This is a genomic window from Corynebacterium lipophilum (genome assembly GCF_024102595.1).
Classification (GTDB): domain Bacteria; phylum Actinomycetota; class Actinomycetes; order Mycobacteriales; family Mycobacteriaceae; genus Corynebacterium; species Corynebacterium pseudogenitalium.
On record NZ_JAEUWV010000003.1, the window covers coordinates 39,900 to 65,768 of the forward strand.

Below are 25,869 nucleotides of genomic sequence, written 5' to 3' on the forward strand. Positions count from 1 at the left end.
CCTCCCCCAAAACTGAGGCGGGAATCACGCACTTCCATCTTTCGCCTACCCCCGGTAGCACCTCTGCTTTAGTTGGAGATCCACACCCTGCACCGCCGCCGAAACACAGCGCCCCCTCAAATACGCGAGCCTGCTTTGGCCCCACCTTCTTGGTCCCCCCGAGACTGCACACGAGCGCTTCTCGACAGCTGCCACCGTGAATACTGCTCGACGCCCACTCTGCACTTCCCCACGCACCAGGCCAAAGTCGACGTGCCCGCCCCACCTCTTCAAGAGTTCGAAATCAATCAATCACGAGCAAGCAACCGTTCAAATACTTGTTGTCGAATGAGGACGTATCATTGATAACGGTTCTCATGAGACCCTTCTCACTCAAAACGGAAGATATGCCCATTTGTGGTGTATCAACCGCTAAAGGGGGTAGATCTCACAAGTACGAGGGCTTTTCGGGAATGTAAGGTAGCACTACCTAATCCCAGACAATTAAAGTCGTTGAAAAGTTACATACAACCCAAGAAGAGAGGCGAGCACCTGCCGTGAGCAGCGAAGATACGTTCGGCCAGAACGACTGGCTGGTTGAGGAGATGTTCCAGCAGTACAAACAGGATCCCAACTCCGTTGACGCGGAGTGGCGCGATCTTTTCAAGAAGAAGGGCACCCCGCCGACGGTGACAAACACCCCGGCGCCAAAAGGTTCCTCGAAGACTGCGACGAGCGTCACCAGCTCCACGAGCGCTCCTACCCAGGACGGCCGTCAAACCCAGGTAGACCGCGCAGCCGCCGAAGCAGCTCCAAAGCGCACCAAGAAGCCGACCGCTTCCCCGTTGGACAAGCTCGATAGTGTCAAGGTCACTCCAGGCGAGGAACAGCTCAAGGGTGCGTTCCGCGCTATCGCGAAGAACATGAACGAATCGCTCGAGGTGCCAACCGCCACCACCGTGCGCGATATGCCGGTCAAGCTCATGTTTGAAAACCGCACGTTGATCAATGAGCACCTCAAGCGCACTCGCGGCGGCAAGGTTTCGTTCACGCATATCCTTGGCTACGCAATCATTCAGTCCACCAAGCTCCACCCGGACATGAATAAGAACTACAAGGAGGACGGCAAGAAGTCCTTCGCAGTTCAGCCTGAGCACATCAACCTGGGTCTAGCAATCGACCTGCCGCAGAAAGACGGGTCCCGCTCCCTGGTCGTCGCTGCGATTAAGGAGTGCGAGAACAAGTCGTTTGCGGAGTTCGTCGAAAGCTACGAAGACATTGTGCGTCGCGCGCGCGACGGCAAGCTCACGATGGACGACTTCTCTGGCGTAACCATTCAGCTGACCAACCCAGGTGGCATCGGTACCCGCCACTCGATTCCGCGTCTGACAAAGGGCCAGGGCACCATCGTTGGTGTCGGCGCAATGGACTACCCTGCAGAGTTTGCAGGTGCCAGCGAGGACCGTTTGGCGGAGCTGGGCGTCGGCAAGCTTGTGACACTGACCTCCACCTATGACCACCGCGTCATCCAGGGTGCAGAGTCTGGCGAGTTCCTGCGCGATATTTCGCAGCTCCTCGTCGACGATAAGTTCTGGGATTCCATCTTCGAGTCCCTCGAGATCCCGTTCCTCCCGATGCGCTGGGCGAAGGACCTGCCGAATTCCGGCGTGAACAAGGACACCCGTGTCATGCAGCTCATCGAGGCGTACCGCTCCCGCGGCCACCTCATTGCTGACACGAACCCGCTTCGTTGGCGCCAGCCGGGCCTGCAGCAACCGGACTCCCGTGACCTGCTGATGGAAACCCACGGCCTGACGCTGTGGGACCTCGACCGCACGTTCCACGTCGGTGGTTTCGGGGGCAAGGAAACAATGACGTTGCGCGAGGTGCTTAGTCGCCTACGTGCGGCCTACACCCTGCACGTCGGTGCTGAATACACCCATATTCTCGACCGCGATGAGCGTGAGTGGCTACTCGAGCGCATCGAGGCTGGCATGCCGAAGCCGACGAATGCTGAGCAGAAGTACATCCTGCAGAAGCTCAATGCTGCTGAAGCATTTGAGAACTTCCTCCAGACGAAGTACCTCGGCCAGAAGCGCTTCTCCCTCGAGGGTGCGGAAACACTCATCCCATTGATGGACGCGGTGATTGATACCGCCGCTGGCCAAGGCCTCGACGAAGCTGTCATCGGCATGCCGCACCGTGGTCGCCTGAACGTGCTGTTTAACATCGTGGGCAAGCCTGTCGCTACGATCTTCAACGAGTTCGAGGGCAACATGCAGTCCGCACAGCAAGGTGGCTCCGGCGACGTGAAGTACCACCTCGGCTTCGAGGGCAAGCACATCCAGATGTTCGGCGACGGCGAGATCAAGGTCTCGCTGGCTGCGAACCCGTCACACCTCGAGGCTGTTGACCCAGTGCTCGTCGGTATTGCCCGCGCAAAGGCGGACACGCTGCGTGAAAACGGTGTTCGCGACGACAATCCAGTGGTTCCGATTATGCTGCACGGCGACGCCGCATTCGCTGGCCTCGGCATCGTGCAGGAGACACTGAACCTGTCTCGCCTCCCTGGCTACTCCGTTGGTGGCACCGTCCACATCGTTGTGAACAACCAGATTGGTTTCACCACTACCCCTGACTCTGGCCGCTCCTCCTACTACGCCACCGACCTGGCCAAGGGCTTCAACTGCCCGGTGTTCCACGTCAACGGCGACGACCCGGAGGCAGCCGCCTGGGTTGCGCACCTGGCAACCGAATACCGCCGCGCTTTCGGCAAGGACGTCTTCATCGACCTCATCTGCTACCGTCTGCGCGGTCACAACGAGGCAGACGACCCGACCGTGACGCAGCCAGTGATGTACGACCGCATCCACTCCCACGACTCGGTGCGTACCCGCTACACCAAGGACCTCATCGGCCGTGGCGACCTCACGCAGGAAGAAGCCAAGATCGCGGCACAGGACTTCCACGATCAGCTTGACGCAGTCTTCTCCGACGTCAAGTCCGCTGAGGGCAAGCCAAGCGAGCAGACCGGCATCACGGACTCGCAGAAGCTCACTCGTGGCCTGGATACCTCGATCAGCGAGGACACGTTCAAGCGCCTTGCGGATTCGTACGGCAAGCTGCCTGAGGAATTCGAGCCGAACAAGCGCCTGAACAACGTGCTCAAGAAGCGCGGTGGTTCCTTCGAAAACGGCGACATCGACTGGGGCTGGGGCGAGCTACTCGCTTTTGGTTCCCTTGCAGAGCAGGGTAAGTTTGTCCGCCTTGCAGGTGAGGACTCACAGCGCGGTACGTTCACGCAACGCCACGCGGTGCTCTACGACCCGAATAACGGCACTCCGTACAACCCACTCGACGCAAACGCGGAAGAACAAGACAACGGCGGACGCTTCGAGGTGTTCAACTCTGCACTGACCGAATATGCAGGTATGGGCTTCGAGTACGGCTACACCCTTGGCAACAAGGACGCTGTGGTCGCATGGGAGGCGCAGTTCGGCGACTTCGCCAATGGCGCGCAGACCATCATCGACGAGTACTTGTCCTCCAGCGAGACCAAGTGGGGCGAGCTCTCCAGTATGATTGCCCTCCTGCCACACGGCTACGAAGGCCAGGGCCCGGACCACTCCTCCGCCCGTATCGAGCGCTTCCTCCAGCTGGTCGCCGAGGGCTCGATGACGATTGCCCAGCCTTCTACCCCGGCAAACCACTTCCACCTGCTGCGCCGTCAGGCGCTCGGCGAGATGAAGCGCCCGCTCGTCGTCTTCACCCCGAAGTCGATGCTGCGTAACAAGGCGGCGGTCTCGCAACCTGCAGACTTCATCGAGGTGGACAAGTTCCAGTCAGTTATCGACGACCCCGAGTTCGTACAGCGTGGCAACGTCAAGGTTGACGGCGCCGATCACGACAAGGTCACCACGATCTTGCTGTGTTCCGGCAAGATCTACTACGAACTGGAGAAGCGTCGTAAGAAGGATAAGCGCGACGATGTCGCCATCATCCGTATCGAGATGCTGCACCCGATTCCATTCAACCGCATTCGGGATGCGTTCAAGAACTACCCGAACGCGAAGGAAATTCGCTGGGTTCAGGATGAGCCTGCTAATCAGGGCGCATGGCCGTTCTACAACGAGCACCTGCGCACACTGATTCCGGACATGCCTGAAATGGTCCGCGTCTCTCGCCGTGCGCAGTCGACCACTGCAACCGGCGTGGCGAAGGTCCACCAGGAAGAGGAGAAGACTCTGCTGGATGAGGCGTTTGCGAAGTAACTAGCGCTACGCACAATGGCGCCCCAACCGCTTACTGCGGTTGGGGCGCTTCCCTGTTGCGGATTCACTCATTTGGCTTGCGCCTACGGAGTAGTTGTCGCTTCGGCTTCCCCGCCGTTGGCATCGGGGTTTTCAACGTTGATGCTGGCGTATTCACGGAGCCAATCCGCAGTAACAGCGCGGGGTTCTTTGCCCTGCTCGACTTCCTCGCTCATCTCTTCCAACTGCGCTGTGCTGAGCACGCGCGTCATTGCGTTGATGCGCCTGACTTCCTTGCGCGCAAACTTTGATTTGTAGAACAGCGGGATGACGCTGTTAGGAAGGTGCTCGAGCTCCACGTGCGACGCACAGCCCTGCGCAGGGGAAGGGTCAACCGATTGGATGTTGCCGGGCAACGCACCCGCAAGAAGAGCGAACGTCGCTTCTGACGGATCCGCACCGTCGAGACGATCGTGCGCTATATCGTTGTCGAGCTCCTTCGCTCCGTGTGCGTCTAGCGCTTGCAACAGAACACCAGAGCACGCAACGACCATATCGACGTCTTCTTCTTGCAGCAGTTCGGCTGCATTTCGGGAGTAGACGTCATTGAACGGGACTACTCCGGCAGGGTGCCCCATCGCTGTAATGATCTCGTAGTAGATCTCCCCCAGCACTACCTGTTCAGGTTCTGAGGTATCAATCCCGATTTTGACGATGTTGCCGCGGGATTCGCCGTTGACAAACTTCACCGGTGAAAGCGAGTCATCTGTGCAGCCAGTCAACCCGCCGACAAGGCTCGTTGCCAGTGCCGCAGCAATCAGTGTACGGAGAGGACGCAGGGACACCATAAATACCTTCTTCGTAGTGTGCTCAGACGAGCCTGGAAAACAGAGCTAGTCTAGCGCGCTGCGTTGTCTTCGGAGGCGTCGCTATCGGTGGACGACGGCTCAGTTGGCCGTCCAGTGTCGCGCTGTGGGCGCATTGCGGCGATCATGTCGCGGGCTCGACGCGCAGCGTCAGGTGCACACAGCACATCGTATCGGCGCGCGACGATGCTTGTCGCTGAGGCGAAGTCACGCTTGCCACCGGTAAACGCGTAAGCGATAGCTGCGAAAATTGCTCCGAACACGCCACCCATCGCGACGCACGAGGCGAAGATGCCCCACCCACCTTCTTCCGCGAACAGCGAGAAAATGATGCCGATGAACATGCCCATCCACAGGCCCGATAGTGCGCCGCCACCAAGTACCTTTCCCCACGTGAGGCGGCCCGTAATACTCTCAACCTGCATCAAGTCCACACCGACAATTGTGAGCTTCTCTACCGGAAATTCCTTGTCCGACAGCGTGTCAACAGCTTCTTGCGCCTCCTGGTAGGTATTAAAACTGCCTACCGGCCACCCTGTTGGCACTTCGCGCGCTACCAGGCGGTTGTTGCTGAGTTGGGCCATTCGTTGTCACTCCTCTGCTCGTATGAACATCCAGCTTCTCTGACTATACTGAAGCCCGTTATGGCAAACGCAGAACTCATTTCAGAATCCCAGGTCCGCGAAGCGCTTGCTCGCGTTGACGATCCCGAAATTGGAAAACCCATTACCGAACTCGGGATGGTGGAGTCCGTACGTATCGACGGCCCCAACGTCACCGTCGGCATTTACCTCACCATCGCCGGCTGTCCGATGCGTGACACCATCGAGGGCAACGTCCGCGCAGTCGTAGAGGAAATCGACGGCGTGGAGAACGTGACAGTCACGCTTCACACTATGAGCGCGGAGCAGCGTCGCGAAATGGCTTCGAAGCTGCGTGCACAGCAGCCCGGGCCCGACATCCCTTTCGCTGACCCGTCGTCGCACACCCGGGTGTTCGCGGTAGCTTCAGGCAAAGGTGGCGTCGGCAAGTCCTCGATGACAGTGAACTTGGCCACTGCAATGGCAGCACAGGGCCTCAGCGTCGGAATTGTCGACGCCGACATTTACGGACACTCCGTCCCTGGTCTCCTCGGCTCTTCCGACATGGGGCCGACTGTGGTCGAAGACATGATCATGCCGCCGATCGCACACGGCGTCCGCCACATCTCTGTGGGGCAATTTGTGGAGGGCAATGCCCCTGTGGTGTGGCGTGGACCGATGCTCACCCGCGCAATCCAACAGTTCCTGTCTGATGTGTACTGGGGCGATCTTGACGTACTCTTCCTTGACCTTCCACCGGGGACCGGCGATGTGGCGATCACAGTGGCGCAACTGATTCCAAATGCCGAACTGCTCATTGTTACCACTCCGCAAGCAGCCGCAGCTGAGGTCGCTGAGCGTGCCGGCACAATTTCTCAGCAGACTGAGCAGCGAATTGCTGGCGTCATCGAGAACATGGCCGGGATGGTCATGCCTGACGGCTCCGTCATGAATATCTTTGGTGAAGGTGGTGGCCAGCAGGTTGCGGAGCGCCTGACCGCGCTCACAGATAGTGACGTGCCGCTGCTAGGTTCCATCCCGTTGGATCCGAAGCTACGAGAAAACGGTGACACCGGAACCCCTGTCGTCACAGCAGAACCAGACTCCCCTGCCGCTGCGGCGATCCAGGAGATCGTCACCAAGCTGAAGATTCGCCGTAACTCACTTGCTGGCAAGTCCCTCAACCTTGGTGTGAAGCACACTGACGAATAGATCGGTGGGAACTAGGTAACGTCAGCCCAGGAGAATCCCCCTCCACTGGGCTGTCCCCCGTCCTCCGGCCCTTTCTTTGCCCGGGACTGTGGCTTTGATGGTTGGCGAGCCAGAGGCGCATCGTCTTCCATCATTTTGCGCGGATCAAAACTTTCGAGAAATTCCTCGTCATCTTCGAAGAAAAACTTCGCCATCGCGCGCTTTGGCCCCATCGACGCGTACTGCGACACCGTATCCAGTGGCTTGCGTAGCTCCTCAAACTCCTCGAGCTCACCGTTGAGCTCCCGCTTCGCGTTGTTGATCGCCTTGCGCGCAGCGTAAATGGCTGCGCGGACATCCTCGATAACGCTTGGGAGCCGCTCCGGACCAATCACAATGAGGCCGATGATCAGGATGAAAAAGACTTCACCCCAGCCAATACTGGAAAACACGGATCACATCCTACTCTCGGTGCTGCAGCGCCCGAAGCGTGGCGTCAACGGCGGCCACAATCGGTGATCGTTCCTTGTGATGAGCATCTTCACCGCAAGGCTCGGCAGGTTGCATCTCGTGGCACAGACCGCTGAGCTTCGCCACCAGCGAATCTGGGGCTCGCAGGTCGTCATCCTTGCAGGCCTTTACACGTGCGGACGCTCGCCGCTGCACAAGAACATCTTGGAAGCACTCTGGGCACTCCAACATATGTTTCATAGCGCGACGGCTTGCAGAGCGCGAAAGTTCACCGTCTGCGAAAGCTGCAATTGCTTCAGGGTTCAAATGCTCAGTGGAACAAAACGCTCGCATCGGTAACGCTCCTTTCGCATCCGTAGTCAACCACTATCTCGCGCCCTAGCGTAGTCGAATTAACTCTTCGGTGGCGATGTCATGCCGCGCCTGCTCCTCGAGCGATTCACGCAGCTGAGTTCTACCGCGATGGATGCGTGAACGGACGGTACCCATCTTGACTCCAAGCGTCTCAGCGATTTCTTCGTACGTCATACCGACGACATCGCAAAGCACCACGGCAACGCGGAAGTCCGGACTCAATTCATCGAGTGCGTGCTGCAGGGCAGGATCGAGGTGCGCGACGTTATACGCCTGCTCCGGAGTCATATCAGTGCCGGGAACGCGCTCATAGTCTTCCGGGAGTGCTTCCATCCGGATCTTCGCCCGGTGACGCACCATATCAAGGAACAGATTCGTTGTAATCCGATGAAGCCAGCCACCGAACGCACCCGGTTGGTAACTCTTTAAGTTACGGAACACGCGGATGAAGGTTTCTTGCGTAAGATCTTCCGCGTCGTGCTGGTTACCTGAAAGACGGTACGCAAGACGATACACACTGTCGGCGTGCTCTGCGACGAGCTCAGCCCACGAAGGCATCGCCCCCACCCCAGCATCAAATGCAGCCGTACCGCGCAAATCTTCGGGCGCGACGGAATCATGTTGGGCGGCAGCATCATCAGGTTGCATGCTTCATATTGTGGCAGATTGAAATCCCATTCACCAACGGAAAAACGTAAAGGTTACTGCATGCGCGTAGCGCACACGCTGTGAGGACAGTTCTGGTTATGATGTTGGCTGTGAGTGCGACCGCTTTTGATCAGTTGACAAATTACATCCATCAGTCTTTCACTGATGCCGAGCAACAGCCGTTCCCTGCTGCTTTCCGCGAAGCGTTGAAGTACGCCAGCGTAGAAGCGCAGGAGAACGGAGTCCGTGCGCCGTCGGTCATCGTCGGCACGTTACTTTCGACGCTCGCTGCAGCCTGCCCAAATGGTCAGTCGCAAGGCGCAGTCGCCATCACTCCGGCTGCAGGCGTCGTCGGGCTCCACTTGCTGCGTGGTCTTCCAGAGCGCGCATCGCTTACCTGCATCGAACCCGAGGTCACGCTACAAACCGGCGCAAAGGAGGCATTCCGTGCCGCCGAGTACCCAACCTCCCGCACACGTTTCCTCACCGCGCGCCCGCTTGAGGTTATGGGCAGGCTTGCGAACGACGCCTACCACCTCGTTTACGCGGATGTCTCGCCGATCGAGTTCACCGCGGTTATTGATGCCGCCTGGCCGCTCCTCAGCGAGGGCGGCACGCTGATTCTCGCCGACTCTCTGCTGGACGGTACCGTCAGCGATTCGACACGCAGGGACCGCGAAACCGAGGCAGCACGAGAGGCAGATAGGTACGTGAGCAGCCTCGCCGCCGACCACGGAGCGCTCGTAGCTCGCCTGCCTCTCGACGGTGGCCTGACCATCATTACGAAGCGCTAGCTCTACGTACGCACGAACAAGGCCCGCTCGAACTTCGCTGAGCTTCGAGCGGGCCTTGCCTATGAGTGTCAGTTATTCCTGAACCACCTGATTTTTGCCGACGACCACTACGCCGTTGTCCGAAACAGTGTAGCGTTTGCGGTCCTTTTCAAGGTCGACGCCAATAATTTCACCGTCAGCTACATAGACGTTCTTATCGAGGATGCAGTGGCGGACCACCGCCCCTTTACCGATGCGCACACCTGGCATCAGCACAGAACCTTCAACGGTCGCGCCTTCCTCAACACGCACATCCGTGGAAAGCACTGAATTGCGTACGGTAGCGCCCGAGATGATTGATCCCGACGCGACCATCGACTCCTGTGCGATACCGCCCACGACAAACCTCGCTGGTGGAAGGTTGCCGTCCTCTGTGGAGTGAATCGGCCACGTCGAGTTGTACAAGTTGAACACTGGGTACGAAGAGATGAGGTCCATGTGCGCCTCGTAGAAAGAATCAATCGTACCGACATCTCGCCAGTATCCCTTGTCGCGCTTTGTCGCGCCGGGTACTTCGTTCTGCGAGAAGTCGTACACGTTTGCTTCGCCCTTGCGCACGAAGTACGGGATGATGTCGCCACCCATATCGTGATCAGAGTCCTCGTTCTGCTCGTCCTCGAGCAGCGCTTGAATCAGCGGTTCCGTAGAGAATACGTAGTTACCCATCGAAGCGAACGTCATATCCGGATCGTCCGGGGTTCCTGGTGGATCCGCGGGCTTCTCCAAAAACTCGGTGATGGTGCCGTCCTCTTCGGACTGGATGCAGCCGAACGCCGTAGCTTCTGATCGAGGCACGCGGATACCGGCCACCGTTGCAGCCTTGCCTGACTTGATGTGGTTCTCCACCATCTGCGAAGGATCCATCCGGTAGACGTGGTCTGCGCCAAAGACCAGCACATAATCCGGCTTATCGTCGTAGATGAGGTTGAGTGACTGCACAATCGCGTCTGCAGAGCCGTTGTACCAGCGCTTGCCACGGCGTTGCTGCGCCGGCACCGATGCGATGTACTGCGGAGTCGGGCCCGATACGTTCCAAGCCGTCGCCACGTGCCGGTCCAGCGAGTGCGACTTGTACTGTGTCAACACTGCGATTCGCATGTACCCAGCGTTGACCAAGTTCGACAGAACAAAATCAATTAATCGATAGTTGCCTCCAAAAGGAACGGCCGGTTTGGCTCGGTCGGCGGTCAACGGAAACAGGCGCTTCCCTTCGCCACCGGCAAGGACAATTGCAAGTACTCTAGGCTGACTTCTCACGCTTCCGAGCCTATTGAAAACTTCGTGACCTTGCAGCCTTTTGCCTCCTAAAGTGGGCAGCGCTACATTTCAGTTTTTGCTTTCCTGCACCGACGTGAATTCGTCACTATGCTCGGGCGGTATGAGAGTCGGAATGATGACCAAAGAGTATCCTCCCGAGATTTACGGGGGAGCCGGAGTCCACGTCACAGAGCTCACTCGCTTTATGCGGGAGATCGTTGACGTCGATGTTCACTGCATGGGCACTCCCCGCGACATGAAGGACGTTTACGTCCACGGGGTTGACCCTGCCCTTGAAAACGCGAACGGTGCCATCAAGACCTTATCGACGGGCCTTCGGATCGCCCACGCCGCCAACAATGTTGACGTGGCTCACTCCCATACGTGGTACGCCGGGCTCGGTGGCCACCTCACAGGCCTCCTCTACGACATTCCGCACGTTGTCACTGCGCACTCTCTCGAGCCTGACCGCCCTTGGAAGCGCGAGCAGCTCGGCGGTGGCTACAACGTTTCCTCGTGGAGCGAGAAGAACGCTTTCGAGAATGCGGACGCAGTCATTGCCGTTTCCGCGGGTATGAAAGAAGCCATCCTTCGTGCGTACCCGAGCATCCCGGCGGACAAGATTCACGTCGTACTCAACGGCATCGATCCGGCAAAGTGGTATCCCACCGAGGGAACCGTCCTGACAGACCTCGGTGTAGACCCGGCGAAGCCGATCGTCGCGTTCGTTGGTCGAATCACGCGCCAAAAGGGCGTCGCGCACCTCCTCAAGGCGGCGTCGCACTTTGAGGAAGGCGTCCAGCTCGTGCTGTGCGCAGGTGCGCCTGATACACCGGAGATCGCCGCAGAGACGAAGGGGCTCGTCGAAAAGCTGCAATCTGAGCGCGATGGTGTGTTCTGGGTACAGGACATGTTGCCGGCAGAAAAGATCCGCGAGGTCTACTCCGCAGCCGACGTCTTTGTGTGCCCGTCAATCTACGAGCCGCTTGGCATCGTGAACTTGGAGGCCATGGCATGCGAAACCGCTGTTGTGGCATCTCGCGTGGGTGGCATCCCGGAGGTCGTCGTGGATGGTGAGACGGGTGTGCTCGTTGACTACGACAAAACTCAGCCGGAAGCCTTCGAGCGCAATCTCGCCGAGGCAGTCAACCGGGTGGCTGGTGACAAGGATCTCTCCCGAAGGCTGGGCCAAGCTGGCCTGACGCGCGCCCGCAATGACTTCTCGTGGAAGACAATTGCGCAAGACACCGTCAAGATTTATGAACAACTCACGAAATAACGCAGGGGTGAACACCACTTAACGATGAGTACTTTCCGACCAGAACTTCACGTCACCGCAGACAGTGGCATCCTCGAGGGGCCAGCTGGTGTCATTTTCGACGGGCGCGAAGGAGAAAACAATTGGCATATTTTCTACCAATACCGCCCCACACCCGAAGCCCCGAGCCGCTGGGGCCACAACGTCAGCGACGGCGACCCGTTTAGCTGGGTCGAATGCAACGATGCCATTGTCCCCGCCGGTGGCGAATCCGCGGTTCGAGCAGGTGCCGTAATTGGTGCGCCGGAAGGCATCTACCTGTATTTCACTTCAGCAACTGCTGCTGGCAACACCATCCAGCTCGCCCACGCGCCTGAGCTGGAAGGGCTGTGCGATGAACTCCTCGAAGATACAAACGCCACACCTGGCGTGCAGCGACTTGGCGATATCGTCGAGGACACGCCTGAGTACAACAACTTCCGCTCGCCCTGCGTCGTTCCTGACTGGAAAGATGACGAGCGCGAGGAGCACGATGGCTGGCTCATGCTGGCGATCACGGGCAGCGTCGATACGCCGAAGCCAGTCGTGCTTCGCTCTATCGATGGCGTTGAGTGGCGCTTCGAAGGACCTCTCACTTTTGATGGCGACCCCGGAATCGACCTCGATGAGACGCTGGTAGCGCCACGTATTTGCAGGCTCCGCGATGAAGTTGATTCCAAGATCTACGACGTCTTCTTCTTCACGCTTGAGCGCGGTGGCAAAGACCGTTCGGCCTACATCATCGGCAAGCTGGAGAACAACACGTTCCGGGTAACCACACCTGCACAGGCGCTCGATTTCGGGCACGATTTCACTCGCCCCCGCAACACCAACTACCTCCCGGTTGCGATGGACCCGGCGCAGCGCTACCAAGGCACCTATCTCTTTGGCTTTATGACGCCCTCTGGCCGCCAAGGGTCCCCGACGAAAGAGCCGAACTGGGAAACCGAAGGCTGGGCAAATACGCTCACACTGCCACGCTATGTCACACTCCAGGATGGCCACCTGTACCAAGTACCTGCGCCAGGGCTCCCCGAGGCGGTGAGCACGACGCGCGGCGCCCATTTGTGGACTGCGCTATGCGAGATCTCCGCAGGTGGCAGTGTCGTCGCTGAGATTGTCGACGGTAATGGTGAGGTCGCGGCTCGGGTCACCCATGCTGGCGACAAGCTCACCGTCGATCGATTCGATGGCCAAGTTGCGGAAGCCGAAATCGGCGAGGACGAGGAAGATACCATCACGGTTATCGTGGACGGTTCGACGCTCGAGGTCTATGCCGACGGCGGTGCAGTAGTGATGTCCTCGCGCATCTGGCCGGAGAACGGATGCATCGGCATCCGCTCCCGCGCAAAGGGCGACGCCAGCATCTTGAACGAGTGGCGTCGTAGTCGCTAGGTGCTTCCTGAGCGGAACGGCTTACGCCTTGCGCAGGCGCACGAGCTGTGCATGCGCGGTTACGGTCATGTGATCCGGCAGGGCGTCAAGACGACGCGCCAACTCGCCCCGCTCAATGTGGCGGGCGGATGGGCTCATTCCGACCTGGGCCGCGATAGATTCGCGGTCCAAACGCATCGGGAAGACAAGTTCCTTTGGGTCTTCGGCCAGCTCCAGGTGGCCCTCTGACTGCTCGACGAGGCGGTCCAGCTTGCCGGGCTCGACGCCTAAGATACCGAGGGGTTCACGCAGCTCATCGAGGTGGCCTTGATCCGCAATGAGCGCTACAACCTGGCCGTCATCCGCAAGCACGCGAGCGAATTCTGCTGGGTTACGCGGGGCAAACACCACGGTAATCGCGTGGATGCTCCCGGTCGCAATTGGAAGCTGTTGCCACACATCGGCCACAATCGAGCCGATTCGCGGATGTGCCTTTGCAAGATACTTCGCAGCTGGAACCGAGATATCAAGTCCGACGCCGCGCGCGCCAACCACGGAGTCCAGGGTGTGCGACAGGTAGTAGCCGGTCCCCGCGCCAACCTCGAGGATCGCCGGGTGGTCTTCCTCAGGCGCGCTGAGGTCAAGCACGTGTTCTACGTGCTCCGTCATCGCTTCAACGAACGGGGCGAAGTGCCCCTGCGACAAAAATGACTCGCGGGAGAGGACCATCTCCAACGAGTCACCGACATGTTGCAGACCTTTTCCGCTCGCCAGCGTAACGTAGCCCTGCTTCGCCACATCGTACGAGTGGCCACTTTCGGAAACGAGGCGTGAAAACTCCTCTTCACCACAAAGAGGGGTAAGGTCTATAGGATCTGCCAGCACATCAATTATGTCTTTGAGCATGCTGGATATATTACCTTAAGTTTAGAGAATTCTTATCCTACGGCTTCAATCAGCAGATTTCCGAGCTCAGTTGCCTCTTCCTTGCTCATCTCGATGACCAGGCGGCCGCCCCCGTCGGACGGAATTCTCATGACAATCTTCCGGCTTTCTTCTGCGGCTTCCATTGGTCCATTACCGGTGCGCGGCTTCATTGCTGCCATCTGTCGCTTCTCCTTCAGTCAAAACGTTTGTATCCAATACTACGCTGTTTTCGGTTAGCTGACTGATAGTCGGAGCAAAGCCGTACTTTTCACCGAGTGCGGTAAGCAGGTCATCGACCTGGTCCATCCGGTAGCCACGGTGCACCACTTCAAGGTGCACGTCTCCAATGTTGCCCTCCTCAACTGCGAGCCGGTTCGCGGACTTGACGTCCTCGGTCTCCATCATGGGTGGCAGCTGTTCGCCGCGCCCAAACAGCTGGCTAAAGAGCAAGAAACCAAGCACGCAAAAAACGGCAATGGCGATAATCAGGATGATCCAAGAAAGCATGTCATCATACTAGCGTTCAGTGCTCAGAATTTCGCACCAGGGCAGCCGTTGCCTCGTCTTCTGCTCGGAACCAAGCTGTCCGGATACCAACGCCCTGTCGAGAATTGTCGACGCCACCACGTCCGCCATCGGCCGCAGTTCCTCAAGCGGGCGGTTGCGGTGTACGCGAGTTCCAAGATCCGCTTCCGCAATAGCATTGCGTCCATACCTTGCAAAAGTGTCGATGAGCAGCCCCGACTCAACGCCGTATCCCGCAACGAACGGCAGCTGCAGCGCTGTATCTCGACGTATTGCATATTCGCCGGCCAGTGGCTGACCAATATCACTCAATGCTGGGAAAAACTGTCGTAGCAAAGGCTTTGCAGTCAGTTCCGTGACACGCCCGCCGCCAGAAGGCCGCCCGTCCAGGGATCTTTTGTAACGAGCTTTCACAAGGTGGATCTCCGGGGTCTTGAAGGGCTCGATGAGTGCATCGATCCACCACGGCTCGAGGGAGGTGACGTCGGCGTCGATAAACACGACGAACTCTCCGCGCGCGGCCTTCACACCGCGCCACAGTGCTTCGCCCTTGCCTTCCTGCGGTTCAATCGCGCTGACCTCGCGCCAGTTCACCACACGGGCCCCCGCCCTGGCGGCAAGCGCCGCGGTGTCGTCGTGTGAATCTGAGTCGATGACCAGTACTTCCCCATCACTCCGAACTGCATCTGCAACGCAGCAGCATCGCACAACGTGTCCGACGGTTGCGGCCTCGTTCAGCGCCGGGATGACCACACTGACGCGCACTACGCAAGCCCCCGCACGGTATTGATCGGTGGCATATGTTCCTGGATGGCGGCGGTCATTCGGATCACGTCGAGGGTTTCGGCGACTTCGTGGACGCGAAAGGCTGCGACGCCGCGTGCGGCGGACCACGCTGTCGCTGCGAGCGTCCCTGCGACTCGCTCGCCAACTGCACGGTCGAGCGTCTCGCCGACGAAGTCTTTGTTGCTCAGCGCCATGAGCACTGGCCACCCTGTTGCGACGAGCTCGTCGACTCGGCGCAGCAACTCCAGTCCGTGGAAGGTGTTCTTGCCGAAGTCGTGCGTTGGGTCGATCATCACGAGCTCTTCGGGCACGCCGCAAGCAACGGCGCGCTCGGCGAGCGCTGTGGTTTCCCGGATGACGTCGGCGACGACATCGTCGTAGTGGACGCGGTGTGGGCGTGTGCGAGGTACCGCACCGCCGGTGTGGGAGCAGACGTACCCTACGCGATGCGCTCCGGCGACCTCGACGAGCTCGGGATCGTAGCCAGCCCAGGTGTCGTTGATTAGGTCGGCACCCGCCTCGATTGCAGTCTGTGCAACGTCGGCGCGCCAGGTGTCCACGCTGATGCGTATTGACGGGTGCCGGAGGCGGATGCCTCGGATGACAGGGACGACGCGTTCGATCTCCTCTGCGGGGTCGACTTCGTCGCCGGGACCTGCTTTTACCCCGCCGACGTCGACAATCGACGCGCCCTGCGCGATCACCGTATCGGCTCGATCAAGTGCTCGCTCTATCGCGAACGTTGCTCCTTTGTCGTAAAACGAATCTGGCGTCCGGTTGATGATCGCCATTACCTCTGCGATGCGGCCAGGCATCTGTTAGACGTCCTCGTTGTGAGCATCTCGCAGGCGCGCGTCTGTCATCACCTTATGTGCGTGCACGATGTGCGCGATCGCGTCGTCGACGGAATCGGTGACGTAGAACAAGGATTCATCGCCCGGCGAGATGAGGCCGCGGCCGAGCAGCTGCTCCTCAATCCACGCAACCAGGCCGGACCAGAACTCGGTGCCCATGAGCACTATCGGGAAGTTGGTGACCTTTTGGGTTTGCACCATCACGAGCGTTTCGAACAGCTCGTCCATGGTCCCGTACCCGCCCGGCAGCGCGATGAACGCCTGCGAGTACTTCAAGAACATTGTCTTGCGCGCGAAGAAGTAGCGGAAGTTCAGGCCGAGGTCGACCCAATCGTTAAGCGTTTGTTCGAACGGCAACTCAATGCCGAGCCCCACCGAGATGCCGTCGGCATCGTGAGCACCGCGGTTCGGCCCCTCCATCAAGCCTGGACCGCCACCAGTAATGACCGCGTATCCCGCCTCGACGAGCGCCTTGCCTACCTCGCATGACAGCGCATACTCTTCCGTGCCTTCGTTGAGGCGCGCGGAGCCAAACACAGTGACCGCCTTCGGCAAGTCGCTCAGTGCGTCGAAGCCTGCGACAAACTCAGACTGGATTCGCATCACACGCCACGGGTCCGCGTGTTTCCAGTCGTGGTCGCTGTAGCCCAAGGACTCCAGGAGGCGACGGTCGTGCGTCGTCGGCTGTTCGGTGTCCTCGCTTCGCAGCATGATTGGGCCGCGCAGTTTTCGCTCCTTGTCCGGTCGCGGTGACTTGTGAGGTGCCATGGGTCCTTCCTTCCTCAAAACACGTTGAGTTCGACTCTGCCAAAAACTTATATGCTAGGCCAACCCCTCCCCCGCTTGTCGTCCGAGTCCGGCCCTTTGTGACTGTGCGTTTAAGATGACAAGCATGTTACAAGGAGCGCAGGCCACAGGTATTGCCAATATTTCGCTGGACGGTACGGTACTCGACACCTGGTACCCTTCCCCTTCACTTATCGACGACCCCTCCGGCCTCACTTCCGGATCCCGCAGAGTCAGCGCGCACGAACTTGGGGACGCATTCCTCAGCCTGGTGGGCATGGACTCGGACCGGCTCGTCGAGCACGTGCCGGTGCGCACCACAATCGCGGACCTGTCCCAACCCCCTGTGGATGCCCACGACGTATACCTTCGGCTCCACCTGCTCTCCCACCGTCTGGTGCGTCCCTTCGAAGTCAACATGGAAGACTGCCTCGAACACCTCGAGCCGGTGGTATGGACGAATAAGGGCCCATGCTTGGCGGATAACTTCGAATTCGTGCGAACTCGCCTGCGTAGCAGGGGCAACATCCACGTCTACGGCATCGAGCGGCTTCCCCGCATGGTCGACTACGTGGTGCCGACTGGGGTCTCAATTTCTGAGGCGGAGCGCGTCCGCCTCGGGGCCTACTTGGCTCCGGGAACGTCCGTGATCCGTGAGGGCTACGTCTCGCACAACTCCGGAGCTCTTGGACCGGCAAAGATTGAGGGGCGGCTCTCCTCCGCTGTCACGGTTGGTGAAGGTACCGAGGTTGCGTTGTCGGCGGTGCTGATGGCTGCGCGCGGCAGCGGACATAACCGGATCCCGCTACGAGTCGGACACAATTGCACGCTTCACCCCGCATCGGGTGTAATCGGGGTGGATCTCGGGGACAACTGCGAGATCGGTGTCAATGTGATGCTGGAGCCGTCGACAATTATCTACGACACAAGAAATGAGACACACATTCCAGCAAGTGAGATTGCTGGTCAGAGTGATATCAGCATCCACCAAGAGCCGGCAAGCACCACGCCCGTACTGCGCGCGCGAAACAGCTAACGCTCTACTTTTACGGGCCGAATTCGCAGAGCACGGGGCGACACAACTGCGAATGATAGGCATGAAAGTACATGAGTGTTTAAGGTAATTGCCATGTCTTTGAAAGCTTCACCGGTTGTGGCCCCAACTCGGGCGTCGACATCGTTACAGCGCGGACTGAAGACCCGGCACCTGACCATGATGGGCCTCGGCTCAGCAATTGGCGCCGGGCTCTTCCTTGGCACTGGTGTGGGTATCGCCGCAGCAGGCCCCGCTGTCATCATTGCGTACATGATCGCTGGCGCAATCACCGTGTGCATCATGCAGATGCTCGCGGAGATGGTTGCCGCGCGCCCTTCTTCGGGCACGTTTTCTACCTACGCGGAGCAGGCCTTCGGTCCGTGGGCAGGCTTTGCCATCGGCTGGCTCTACTGGTTCATGATGATCATGATCATGGCCGTCGAGATCACCGGCGCTTCCGCCATCATCGCATCATGGCTCGCGGTGTCTCCGTGGATCCCGGCGCTGACAGCGATTGTTATCTTCACGGCGATTAACTTCGCCGCAGTGCGAAACCTCGGCGAATTCGAGTTCTGGTTTGCCCTGATTAAGGTCACCGTGATTTGTCTCTTCCTCGCCCTCGGCGTGGCGCTGTGGCTGGGGCTCCTGCCGGGAACGTCGTTCGTCGGCACGACGAACATTGCCGAGTTCGGGTTCATGCCGAACGGCTGGGGTGGCGTCGCCACGGCACTGCTTGCAGTTGCGTTCGCATTCGGCGGTATTGAGCTGGTCACCATCGCGGCGGCCGAATCTGAAGACCCCGAGGTTGCCGTGCACTCTGCGATCCGCTCCATCATCTGGAGAATCGGCGTCTTCTACATCGGATCCGTGTTGCTCATCGTCTTGCTGCTGCCATACGAAGACATCGGTGGGGCGAACGACGCTTCCGAGTCCCCGTTTACCGCCGTGCTGCACTTGGCAAACATTCCGGGCGCGGTAGGCATTATGGAAGCCGTCATCGTCATCGCGCTGCTTTCCGCGTGCAACACACAGATCTACGGTTCTTCCAGGTTCCTCCACAACCTGGCCCTGCGCGGCGACGCCCCCGAGGCTTTCGCACGCACCGACCACCGCGGCGTACCGATGCGCGCCGTCGTGCTCTCCGTGTTCTTCGGCTTCGTAGCTGTCGCACTACAGTACTGGAATCCCCCTGGACTGCTCGCATTCCTGCTCAACGCGGTAGGCGGCTGCCTGATCGTGTTGTGGTTCGCCATCACATTCTCGTTCCTGCGCATCCACCCGCAGCTAGTGAAGCGCAACGAGATCACGCACGTTCGCATGTGGGCTCCAGGAGTCTTGCCGTGGGCAACGGTTGTACTGGCGGGAGCCATCGTGGTGCTCATGCTGACCAACCCTGACGGCCGCTTCCAAATGTTCGCGGTAGCAGTCGTCGTGGGCATCATTTCAATCGCTGGCGTCCTCTGGACCCGCACCGACACTTTCCAACAACGCGCTAAGGACGCCGCCGAGAGGAACATCCGATGACAACTCAACGCAACACTGAATCCGACGACGCCACGCTGGGCACCGGCCTCAAATCGCGTCACCTGACCCTGATGGGTCTGGGCATGGCGGTAGGCGCCGGTCTCTTTCTCGGAGTGGGCGTCGGCATCCGGGCCGCAGGCCCCGCCATCTTGGTCGCATACGCGATCGCAGGCCTGATTGTTATCTCGGTTATGCGCATGCTCGGCGAGATGGCTGCAGCCCGCCCGTCTTCCGGCTCGTTCGCGACGTACGGGCGCCAGGCGTTCGGCCACTGGGCCGGCTTCCTGTTGGGCTGGCTCTACTGGTTCCTCCTCATCATGGTTGGTGGCGCCGAGATCACCGGCGCAGCCGCAATTATGTCTGGCTGGTTTGGCGTCCCCCAATGGGTTCCAGCGCTGGTCACAGTGGTATTCTTCGCTGTCATCAACCTCGCGCAGGTGAAAGGCTTTGGCGAGTTTGAGTACTGGTTCGCCATGATTAAGGTCGCCGTCATTATCCTATTCTTGGCCATCGGCGCCGCGCTCTTCCTCGGCATCCTCCCCGGCCACGACTTCGTCGGCCTGGACAACGTCCGAGAGTCGGGCTTCATGCCGAACGGCTTCGCCGGCGTCGCCGCTGGGCTGCTCGCCGTGGCGTTCGCCTTCGGCGGTATCGAGGTTGTCACCATCGCGGCGGCGGAGTCGGAAAACCCCGCACAGGCCGTCAAGCGCGCGGTCAACTCCATTATCTGGCGCATCGCACTCTTCTACATCGGAAGCATCATCGTCATCATCTTGCTGATCCCATACGCACAGATCGACGGTGCCGACTCCGCAGCAGATTCACCATTTACCCAGGTGCTCAGCATGGCAAACATCCCAGGCGTGGTCGGGTTCATGGAGGCCGTCATCGTCCTGGCGTTGCTCTCCGCGTTCAATGCCCAGATTTACGGCACGTCTCGCCTCGCCTACCAACAGGCGCTCGAAGGCGACGCGCCGCGCTGGCTTCGCGCCACGAACAAGAACGCCGTCCCAATGAACTCCGTATTGGTGTCGATGTTCTTCGCCTTCGCCGCAGTCGGCCTGCAGTGGTGGAACCCACCAGGGCTGCTCGACTTCCTCATGAACGCCGTCGGCGGCTGCCTCATGGTCACGTGGGTAATGATCACGCTGAGCTACATCCGACTGCACCCGCAGATCAAGAACTCCGCAGTGCAGGTTCGCGGAGCGACCTGGGTTCCGTGGGCAACGCTGATTGCCCTCGTGGGACTCACCGTCCTCATGCTTTTCGACGCCTCCACCAGAGGCCAAATTATCGCGGTCCTCATCGTCTCCGCGGTATTGATCGGCGCATCTTTCCTGGTGCGCCCATCCAAGGAAAGCGTCTAACGGGCAAGCAAAACTAGGAAGACGCGGACGTTTTCGGAGCTGTTTTCGGCTTCGAAAACGTCCAAATTTTATTAATGATGTAGTTCACCGGTGTCGCGATCAGCGTCGCCAGGCCCTGCGACCAGTAGGACTTCGTGCGAAGACCGGTGGAGTCGTCGAAAATACTGTCCGGCAAGCCAATTGGGGAGTTCGGGTTCATAAACAACGTCAAGAACACCAGCGAAACAACGAATGCCATCACGCCGGTGGTGAGGAACGGGAAAAACCCGCGGATCCACGAACGCCGCTGCGGGCCCCGGAAGGTCCACGACCTGTTGAGCTGGTAGTTCCATGTGTTCGCCACGAGAAACGCCACGGTAGCAAGCACGTGATACCAGCGGACGTTAAAGCGGGTGCCGAAAAGGTTGAAGAAGATATCGCTCTCATGCAGATTGAAGCCGACTTCGATCGCTTTCTTGGTGAGGTAGAACACCAAAAGATTGACCAGGACGCCGGAGCCTCCCACAATGCCGAAGCGCAAAAACTCGCGCAGGCTTCGAAGCGCACGCATCCCACGATGCTCTGTTGGAGTGGTCACGTGTTACTCCGAGAGTCGCTGTGCGGCCTCAGCGATGGCCTCGTCGGAAGCCGTGAGGCCAACTCGAACATGCTGCGAGCCGCCAGGGCCGTAAAAGTCCCCTGGCGCAACGAGGATTCCACGCTGCGCGAACCAGTCGAGCGTCTGGCGGGCATCTGCGCCTTCCCTGCGTGTCCACAGGTACAGCCCGGCCTCGGAATGCTCAACGCTGCACCCTGCCGCGAGCAGCGCGCGCAAGAGTGTCACCCGACGGTTGGCGTAGCGAAGCCGCTGGAGTGTTTCGTGCTGATCGTCGCGGAGTGCAGTCAGCGTTGCTGCTTGGATTGGTCCTGGCACCATCATTCCGGTGTGCTTGCGCAACAGCAGAAGTTCTTGCACCAGCTTCTCGTCACCAGCGATGAAACCGACTCTGTAGGAGGCCATATTCGATGTCTTTGACAGCGAATGCAAGACCAAGAGGTTGGTGTTGTCACCACCGCTGACTGCCGGGTCAAGCAGCGATACCGGCCTGCGTTCCTCATCCCAGGCAAGGCCCATGTAACACTCGTCTGAGGCGATGATCGCGCCGGTTTCCCGCGCGTAGTCAACCCATACGCGCATCTCCTCTGCGGAGAGGACGCGACCGGTTGGGTTGCTCGGGGTGTTTAAGAATACTAGCGACGCACCATCGACTGGAACGTCAGATCGCACGACCTTGCATCCCGCTATGATCGCGGCCACCTCGTAGGTTGGGTACGCGATCTCCGGGATCACCACTATGCCACCGCGCAGGTTGAGCAGGGTTGGAAGCCACGCGACAGCCTCCTTTGTGCCGATGACGGGAAGCACGGCGTCTGCGTTCAGGCCCTGAATGTTGTATCGGCGCTCCAGCGAGTCGGCAATCGCTTGGCGTAGTTCCACCGACCCCTGCGTCGGCGGGTAGCCAGGCGCAGCGGCATGCTCAGCCAGGGCAAGCTGGATGGAAGGGTCGACTGAATCTACCGGTGTCCCGACGGAGAGGTCAATGAGTCCGCCGGGATGGCTGGCTGCCTTCTGCTTGACATCGAGGATGGTATCCCAAGGGAACTCCGGTAGCTGCTCCCCTAAGCCGGCGCGATGGTGCGTGCTCATGCAGGTTTAACCGTCCTGGTTCTGCGGTGGTAGCGCCTCCACGAATGGGTGGTCGAAATCCTGTGGCCCAAGCTTTGTCGCCCCGCCTGGCGATCCGAGCTCGTCGAAAAAGCCGACGTTTGCGTCGTAGTACTCGGCCCATTCCTCCGGGGTGTCATCCTCGTAAAAGATGGCCTCTACCGGGCAAGCTGGCTCACATGCACCGCAGTCGACGCACTCGTCTGGGTGAATGTAGAGCATGCGCTTGCCCTCATAGATGCAGTCGACTGGGCATTCTTCGACGCAGCTGCGGTCCATTACGTCCACGCATGGTTGAGCAATCACATAAGTCATGCGTTCCAGTATGTCACTTTCGACCGAAAAGGGGCCAAACGCCCCCACCCAAACCCGCAAAAAGGAGCAGCAGCGTCAGCGGGCTCGCGGGGAGCACGACCGCTCCCCGCGCCGGGAGAGCGATAAGCAGAACAAAGAAACCTACCACCCAAACAATGAGTGGAACGAGCTTGACCAGCAGATGATCTGACCACAGCGCCGCAGTCTTCGTGAGCACCGCATTAAAGAGCGCAGCGATGACTACCGTAAACGGCACCGCGATTCCAACAATACGTGTGTCCAAGTTGACAGCTTCTAACAAAAGTGAAATGAGCGCGCCGACAGAAAGCCAGATGAGACCTGCTGCTTTCTCGCCGCGGGCAATGTCCGCCTTGGAACGGGTTTCAGTCATCGCTCAAGTCCGCTGAGCACATCCGACGTATCGACGACTGCTTCGCCACCGCCCAGTTGGAAATGCTCCCACGGCTGAATCGGCTGCACAATCAAGTTGGACAGCGCGTAGTACATGACTGGCCCCTTGCCCAGCACCGCGTGCGGGTTCGTCGCGCTGGTCCGCCCGTCCGCAACCCAGATTTGTGTCGCATGCGTCGCCATCGCAGCGATTTTGGCGCTGTACGCCTCACCGTCCAGGCGCACCGAAACATCGACGCTGTCCACGCCGTCGAGCTCGCCAGGCTTTGGCAAGCGCCAGCCTTCAGGCGCGACCTCAGGCAAAAGTGCGTCGGTTTCCTCCCTCTTGCGCACTGCCCACAGGATGCGCGGGATATCAAACTCCTCAGCGGCCTCGTGCACAATCTCGTGCGCACGAATATGATCCGGGTGCCCGTACCCACCGTCGGGACCGTAGGTCAAAACGAGGTGTGGACGCTCCCGGCGCAGTACTTCCAGCAACGCGTCGACTGCGCGACGCCTGCTATTGACAAATGCACGTGGGTTCTTGCTGGCCTCCGACCCCGCCATCCCACTGTCACGGAAGCAACCAGCGCCACCAAGGAACTCACCGCGGACGCCGATCGCCTGGAGCGCGCCGTGCAGCTCCGCAATGCGGAACCCGCCTAGCTGATCACCATGGTCATTCGTCAGCAGTTGATATGGCTCTCCAATGACCTCGCCTTCCTCCCCTAACGTGCAGGTCACCACTAGTACGTCCGCGCCGCGTCGCGCAAGGTCAAACAGCGTTCCTGCCATGGTGATGGACTCGTCGTCGGGGTGCGCGTGCACGGCGAGCACCCGGTAGCCCTGTAGGTCACGGGAGTTGTGCATGATTAATCCGATCTCCTTCGTTTCGTTTCGGTTGCAGGCGCCACGAAGCGGCCGTCGATAAGCCTGCTTTCCAGTTATTCAAATCTGCATCCGGCCCGATGATGCCCTCCCCGAGGGCGATAATACGACGCTCGCGCGCAATCGGCATCCATAGCGCCTCTTGCTCGAGCACCTCATTGACCGCCTCGGTGGCTTGCTTAAGCCCGTACGAACCGGCCAAGATTTCTTTCGCAAGCCCCACCGACTGAGGCTCACAAAAACCGGCGAGGTTACCTGCACGAGGGGCGTCCGCGACGCAGTCCAAGCGACTCGCAGCATCCGGCAAATTTTCCGGATCGTGTTGCCACGCCACCAAAACATCGACGGTATTTCCCTCGAGACCTGAGCGAATCAGCGAACCGAAATCCGTCGCGACAACTCGTGCCGACACTCCACGATCGTGCAGCATGTCCGCCATCGATCGAGCCGCTGCTACCGCTGCAGGATCTGCAAGATCGGCACCAATGCGTATCGCACCGTGAGCCGCAACGTGTTGATACACCGCGTGCGGCTCATGCGTGCTCACTTGACCGTGCTTTGCAACCGAAACATCAGCCGTGCGGTCCAACGCAATGCTTGCAAGCAGCGGAACGTCGATCAGCGAACGAAGCTCCGAACGAACCTCAGGCGACATCCCAGACGTCGCAGAAAGCACAGCGCCTAGCACCCGTGGCGTATCGAGCATCCGCGTCTGCACACCCGGTACCAGGCTGAGCACACGCCCGGTCGTCTCGCTAGGAACCCGATCCACAAACACCAGCTGGCCGGTGCGCAGCTGATCTGCAATCTGGGTGGTCCCGCGTACCGCATGCAGCGTCAAGATATCTATCTTGGCAGGATTGGCCGCCCAAAACCTATCATTGCGGTTCAGCGTAATCGTTCCACGACCACGGTCTACCCCGCGCACCATGTACCGGCCAGCAGAAACCGGAATCGTGTCGCGCAGCGCCACCCCGAAATCAGAGCCGTCGGCTGCAAACACATGCGCCGGCAACAAGTGGTCGAAAAGGCCACGCCAATCCGCAACCGGCTCAGCGAAGTCAACGTCGACGACCTTGCCCGTCGCGCCACTGACACGCACGGCATCGATCGCGCGATACCCGGCCGGGTTTCGCACTCCTGGCGTGTCCCGCATCCCCCGCCACAGGTACACAAAGTCCGCACCGGTCACCGGCGTGCCATCAGACCATTGCGCGGTCTCGCGAATGATGTAGCGCACCGTCATTGCACGCGGCGATTCTGAGAGCACCGTCGCCCCATTGAGCAGTGCGGAATTTCTCACCCCATCATGAAATGCGCTGGGAAGCACCAGATTCGCCACACTCTTCACAACCGCAGATTCATCAGCGATAAGGTGCGGGTTCAGCCCGTTTCGGAGCGAATCCACACCAACCTCCACCTGGGAGCGCACGCGAGTCTTGCCCTCCGGTCGAGCGGAAGTAGTCGTGGAATCCTCTTGCTCGTACATCTCACGAGCAGCAACATCGTTCGGATCAACGAGAGGCGGCGGGCCAGGCGACGCGGCACATGCAGAAAGCGCAACCACGCCAGAGCACGCAAACAGCGCCACGCCGACTCGCAGTGATCGCGAGCGACGTGGCGCTGAAAAGATGTGCGGATTCATCGCAGTAGATACTACCG

At 59.5% G+C, this 25,869-nt stretch carries 26 protein-coding genes; 8 read left to right on the forward strand and 18 right to left on the reverse strand.

The genetic code is table 11. The annotated features are described in order from the left end of the window. Window positions 1-536 precede the first annotated feature (536 nt). Window positions 537-4,250 (forward strand): multifunctional oxoglutarate decarboxylase/oxoglutarate dehydrogenase thiamine pyrophosphate-binding subunit/dihydrolipoyllysine-residue succinyltransferase subunit, encoded by a 3,714-nt coding sequence (locus tag JMN37_RS03555; RefSeq protein ID WP_252931053.1) that lies wholly within the window; start codon window positions 537-539, stop codon window positions 4,248-4,250. Window positions 4,251-4,333: 83 nt separating this feature from the next. Here the strand turns inward: JMN37_RS03555 and JMN37_RS03560 are convergent, their stop codons facing one another. Further along, window positions 4,334-5,077: a type 2 periplasmic-binding domain-containing protein gene (locus tag JMN37_RS03560; protein ID WP_252931055.1), complete on the reverse strand. Its 744-nt coding sequence runs from the start codon at window positions 5,075-5,077 to the stop codon at window positions 4,334-4,336. A 50-nt stretch (window positions 5,078-5,127) separates the two neighbouring features. Continuing rightward, window positions 5,128-5,679: a YflT domain-containing protein gene (locus JMN37_RS03565; protein WP_252931056.1), complete on the reverse strand. Its 552-nt coding sequence runs from the start codon at window positions 5,677-5,679 to the stop codon at window positions 5,128-5,130. Between the two features lie 60 nt (window positions 5,680-5,739). Between JMN37_RS03565 and JMN37_RS03570 the strand changes: the two genes are divergently transcribed. Beyond that, a complete protein-coding gene (locus JMN37_RS03570; RefSeq protein ID WP_252931057.1) occupies window positions 5,740-6,888 on the forward strand; it encodes an Mrp/NBP35 family ATP-binding protein in 1,149 nt (382 codons plus the stop codon). Window positions 6,889-6,899: 11 nt separating this feature from the next. Here the strand turns inward: JMN37_RS03570 and tatB are convergent, their stop codons facing one another. The 3 genes from tatB to sigE are packed head-to-tail and all read right to left on the reverse strand — an operon-like array spanning window position 6,900 to window position 8,340. Further along, a complete protein-coding gene (gene tatB / locus JMN37_RS03575; protein ID WP_252931059.1) occupies window positions 6,900-7,319 on the reverse strand; it encodes a Sec-independent protein translocase protein TatB in 420 nt (139 codons plus the stop codon). Window positions 7,320-7,329: 10 nt separating this feature from the next. Beyond that, a complete protein-coding gene (locus tag JMN37_RS11375) occupies window positions 7,330-7,671 on the reverse strand; it encodes a zf-HC2 domain-containing protein (protein ID WP_305883252.1) in 342 nt (113 codons plus the stop codon). Between the two features lie 45 nt (window positions 7,672-7,716). Beyond that, a complete protein-coding gene (gene sigE / locus JMN37_RS03585) occupies window positions 7,717-8,340 on the reverse strand; it encodes an RNA polymerase sigma factor SigE (RefSeq protein ID WP_252931061.1) in 624 nt (207 codons plus the stop codon). A 101-nt stretch (window positions 8,341-8,441) separates the two neighbouring features. Here sigE and JMN37_RS03590 point away from each other — a divergent pair, with 101 nt between their 5' ends. Next, a complete protein-coding gene (locus JMN37_RS03590; RefSeq protein WP_252931158.1) occupies window positions 8,442-9,134 on the forward strand; it encodes an O-methyltransferase in 693 nt (230 codons plus the stop codon). Window positions 9,135-9,206: 72 nt separating this feature from the next. Here JMN37_RS03590 and glgC read toward each other — a convergent pair whose 3' ends face one another. Beyond that, entirely contained in the window at window positions 9,207-10,430 is a 1,224-nt protein-coding gene (gene glgC, locus JMN37_RS03595) for a glucose-1-phosphate adenylyltransferase (protein WP_252931062.1), read from the reverse strand. A 121-nt stretch (window positions 10,431-10,551) separates the two neighbouring features. Here glgC and glgA point away from each other — a divergent pair, with 121 nt between their 5' ends. Next, entirely contained in the window at window positions 10,552-11,709 is a 1,158-nt protein-coding gene (gene glgA, locus JMN37_RS03600; RefSeq protein ID WP_252931063.1) for a glycogen synthase, read from the forward strand. A 24-nt stretch (window positions 11,710-11,733) separates the two neighbouring features. Continuing rightward, entirely contained in the window at window positions 11,734-13,122 is a 1,389-nt protein-coding gene (locus tag JMN37_RS03605) for a GH32 C-terminal domain-containing protein (RefSeq protein ID WP_070479446.1), read from the forward strand. A gap of 21 nt (window positions 13,123-13,143) precedes the next feature. Here the strand turns inward: JMN37_RS03605 and JMN37_RS03610 are convergent, their stop codons facing one another. From JMN37_RS03610 to JMN37_RS03635, 6 genes are read right to left on the reverse strand one after another with little or no spacing between them, the layout of a single operon-like run. Continuing rightward, window positions 13,144-14,007, reverse strand: coding sequence for a methyltransferase domain-containing protein (locus JMN37_RS03610; protein ID WP_070362680.1), 864 nt, complete (start codon window positions 14,005-14,007; stop codon window positions 13,144-13,146). Window positions 14,008-14,039: 32 nt separating this feature from the next. Then, window positions 14,040-14,207 (reverse strand): DUF3117 domain-containing protein, encoded by a 168-nt coding sequence (locus JMN37_RS03615; RefSeq protein ID WP_070362681.1) that lies wholly within the window; start codon window positions 14,205-14,207, stop codon window positions 14,040-14,042. Continuing rightward, window positions 14,179-14,535: a hypothetical protein gene (locus JMN37_RS03620; RefSeq protein WP_070362682.1), complete on the reverse strand. Its 357-nt coding sequence runs from the start codon at window positions 14,533-14,535 to the stop codon at window positions 14,179-14,181. The genes JMN37_RS03615 and JMN37_RS03620 overlap by 29 nt, the downstream gene beginning before the upstream one ends. Window positions 14,536-14,544: 9 nt before the next feature. After that, a complete protein-coding gene (locus JMN37_RS03625) occupies window positions 14,545-15,318 on the reverse strand; it encodes a glucosyl-3-phosphoglycerate synthase (protein ID WP_252931064.1) in 774 nt (257 codons plus the stop codon). Then, window positions 15,318-16,154 carry a dihydropteroate synthase gene (gene folP, locus JMN37_RS03630; protein WP_252931065.1) on the reverse strand — a complete coding sequence of 279 codons (837 nt, stop codon included), beginning with the start codon at window positions 16,152-16,154 and terminating at the stop codon, window positions 15,318-15,320. The genes JMN37_RS03625 and folP overlap by 1 nt, the downstream gene beginning before the upstream one ends. A 3-nt stretch (window positions 16,155-16,157) precedes the next feature. Beyond that, a complete protein-coding gene (locus JMN37_RS03635; protein WP_070362685.1) occupies window positions 16,158-16,961 on the reverse strand; it encodes an LOG family protein in 804 nt (267 codons plus the stop codon). 115 nt (window positions 16,962-17,076) lie between these two features. Between JMN37_RS03635 and JMN37_RS03640 the strand changes: the two genes are divergently transcribed. The 3 genes from JMN37_RS03640 (at window position 17,077) to JMN37_RS03650 (ending at window position 20,906) form a co-directional block, all read left to right on the forward strand. After that, window positions 17,077-18,015 (forward strand): 2,3,4,5-tetrahydropyridine-2,6-dicarboxylate N-succinyltransferase, encoded by a 939-nt coding sequence (locus JMN37_RS03640; RefSeq protein ID WP_252931066.1) that lies wholly within the window; start codon window positions 17,077-17,079, stop codon window positions 18,013-18,015. Window positions 18,016-18,108: 93 nt separating this feature from the next. Then, the gene (locus tag JMN37_RS03645) at window positions 18,109-19,539 is read left to right on the forward strand and encodes an amino acid permease (RefSeq protein ID WP_083329502.1); all 1,431 of its coding nucleotides are present in this window, start codon (window positions 18,109-18,111) and stop codon (window positions 19,537-19,539) included. After that, complete coding sequence (locus JMN37_RS03650; RefSeq protein WP_252931067.1) at window positions 19,536-20,906, forward strand: amino acid permease; 1,371 nt, start codon at window positions 19,536-19,538, stop codon at window positions 20,904-20,906. The genes JMN37_RS03645 and JMN37_RS03650 overlap by 4 nt, the downstream gene beginning before the upstream one ends. A gap of 13 nt (window positions 20,907-20,919) precedes the next feature. Here the strand turns inward: JMN37_RS03650 and JMN37_RS03655 are convergent, their stop codons facing one another. Genes JMN37_RS03655 through JMN37_RS03680 form a run of 6 tightly spaced genes read right to left on the reverse strand, consistent with a single transcriptional unit; the run spans window position 20,920 to window position 25,852 of the window. Next, window positions 20,920-21,456 (reverse strand): GtrA family protein, encoded by a 537-nt coding sequence (locus tag JMN37_RS03655; RefSeq protein WP_252931159.1) that lies wholly within the window; start codon window positions 21,454-21,456, stop codon window positions 20,920-20,922. A gap of 30 nt (window positions 21,457-21,486) precedes the next feature. Further along, on the reverse strand, window positions 21,487-22,593 hold the full coding sequence (dapC, locus tag JMN37_RS03660) for a succinyldiaminopimelate transaminase (protein ID WP_252931068.1): 1,107 nt from the start codon (window positions 22,591-22,593) through the stop codon (window positions 21,487-21,489). A gap of 6 nt (window positions 22,594-22,599) precedes the next feature. After that, window positions 22,600-22,926, reverse strand: a complete 327-nt coding sequence (gene fdxA / locus JMN37_RS03665; RefSeq protein ID WP_070362691.1) for a ferredoxin — start codon at window positions 22,924-22,926, stop codon at window positions 22,600-22,602. 13 nt (window positions 22,927-22,939) lie between these two features. Beyond that, window positions 22,940-23,317: a hypothetical protein gene (locus tag JMN37_RS03670; protein WP_252931070.1), complete on the reverse strand. Its 378-nt coding sequence runs from the start codon at window positions 23,315-23,317 to the stop codon at window positions 22,940-22,942. After that, complete coding sequence (gene mshB, locus JMN37_RS03675) at window positions 23,314-24,189, reverse strand: N-acetyl-1-D-myo-inositol-2-amino-2-deoxy-alpha-D-glucopyranoside deacetylase (protein ID WP_256472651.1); 876 nt, start codon at window positions 24,187-24,189, stop codon at window positions 23,314-23,316. Before mshB ends, JMN37_RS03670 begins: the two co-directional genes overlap by 4 nt. Further along, on the reverse strand, window positions 24,173-25,852 hold the full coding sequence (locus JMN37_RS03680) for an ABC transporter family substrate-binding protein (protein ID WP_252931071.1): 1,680 nt from the start codon (window positions 25,850-25,852) through the stop codon (window positions 24,173-24,175). The genes mshB and JMN37_RS03680 overlap by 17 nt, the downstream gene beginning before the upstream one ends. Window positions 25,853-25,869: the final 17 nt, after the last annotated feature.

What these genes read in the sequence shown, in the direction of transcription:
- JMN37_RS03560 (WP_252931055.1), bottom strand. Translation starts at nt 5,077, where the DNA reads ATGGTGTCCCTGCGTCCTCTCCGTACACTGATTGCTGCGGCACTGGCA.
- JMN37_RS03565 (WP_252931056.1), bottom strand. Translation starts at nt 5,679, where the DNA reads ATGGCCCAACTCAGCAACAACCGCCTGGTAGCGCGCGAAGTGCCAACA.
- JMN37_RS03570 (WP_252931057.1), top strand. Translation starts at nt 5,740, where the DNA reads ATGGCAAACGCAGAACTCATTTCAGAATCCCAGGTCCGCGAAGCGCTT.
- JMN37_RS11375 (WP_305883252.1), bottom strand. Translation starts at nt 7,671, where the DNA reads ATGCGAGCGTTTTGTTCCACTGAGCATTTGAACCCTGAAGCAATTGCA.
- sigE (WP_252931061.1), bottom strand. Translation starts at nt 8,340, where the DNA reads ATGCAACCTGATGATGCTGCCGCCCAACATGATTCCGTCGCGCCCGAA.
- JMN37_RS03590 (WP_252931158.1), top strand. Translation starts at nt 8,442, where the DNA reads ATGTTGGCTGTGAGTGCGACCGCTTTTGATCAGTTGACAAATTACATC.
- glgA (WP_252931063.1), top strand. Translation starts at nt 10,552, where the DNA reads ATGAGAGTCGGAATGATGACCAAAGAGTATCCTCCCGAGATTTACGGG.
- JMN37_RS03605 (WP_070479446.1), top strand. Translation starts at nt 11,734, where the DNA reads ATGAGTACTTTCCGACCAGAACTTCACGTCACCGCAGACAGTGGCATC.
- JMN37_RS03610 (WP_070362680.1), bottom strand. Translation starts at nt 14,007, where the DNA reads ATGCTCAAAGACATAATTGATGTGCTGGCAGATCCTATAGACCTTACC.
- JMN37_RS03615 (WP_070362681.1), bottom strand. Translation starts at nt 14,207, where the DNA reads ATGGCAGCAATGAAGCCGCGCACCGGTAATGGACCAATGGAAGCCGCA.
- JMN37_RS03620 (WP_070362682.1), bottom strand. Translation starts at nt 14,535, where the DNA reads ATGCTTTCTTGGATCATCCTGATTATCGCCATTGCCGTTTTTTGCGTG.
- folP (WP_252931065.1), bottom strand. Translation starts at nt 16,154, where the DNA reads ATGCCTGGCCGCATCGCAGAGGTAATGGCGATCATCAACCGGACGCCA.
- JMN37_RS03635 (WP_070362685.1), bottom strand. Translation starts at nt 16,961, where the DNA reads ATGGCACCTCACAAGTCACCGCGACCGGACAAGGAGCGAAAACTGCGC.
- JMN37_RS03640 (WP_252931066.1), top strand. Translation starts at nt 17,077, where the DNA reads ATGACAAGCATGTTACAAGGAGCGCAGGCCACAGGTATTGCCAATATT.
- JMN37_RS03645 (WP_083329502.1), top strand. Translation starts at nt 18,109, where the DNA reads ATGTCTTTGAAAGCTTCACCGGTTGTGGCCCCAACTCGGGCGTCGACA.
- JMN37_RS03650 (WP_252931067.1), top strand. Translation starts at nt 19,536, where the DNA reads ATGACAACTCAACGCAACACTGAATCCGACGACGCCACGCTGGGCACC.
- JMN37_RS03655 (WP_252931159.1), bottom strand. Translation starts at nt 21,456, where the DNA reads ATGCGTGCGCTTCGAAGCCTGCGCGAGTTTTTGCGCTTCGGCATTGTG.
- dapC (WP_252931068.1), bottom strand. Translation starts at nt 22,593, where the DNA reads ATGAGCACGCACCATCGCGCCGGCTTAGGGGAGCAGCTACCGGAGTTC.
- fdxA (WP_070362691.1), bottom strand. Translation starts at nt 22,926, where the DNA reads ATGACTTATGTGATTGCTCAACCATGCGTGGACGTAATGGACCGCAGC.
- JMN37_RS03670 (WP_252931070.1), bottom strand. Translation starts at nt 23,317, where the DNA reads ATGACTGAAACCCGTTCCAAGGCGGACATTGCCCGCGGCGAGAAAGCA.
- mshB (WP_256472651.1), bottom strand. Translation starts at nt 24,189, where the DNA reads ATGCACAACTCCCGTGACCTACAGGGCTACCGGGTGCTCGCCGTGCAC.
- JMN37_RS03680 (WP_252931071.1), bottom strand. Translation starts at nt 25,852, where the DNA reads ATGAATCCGCACATCTTTTCAGCGCCACGTCGCTCGCGATCACTGCGA.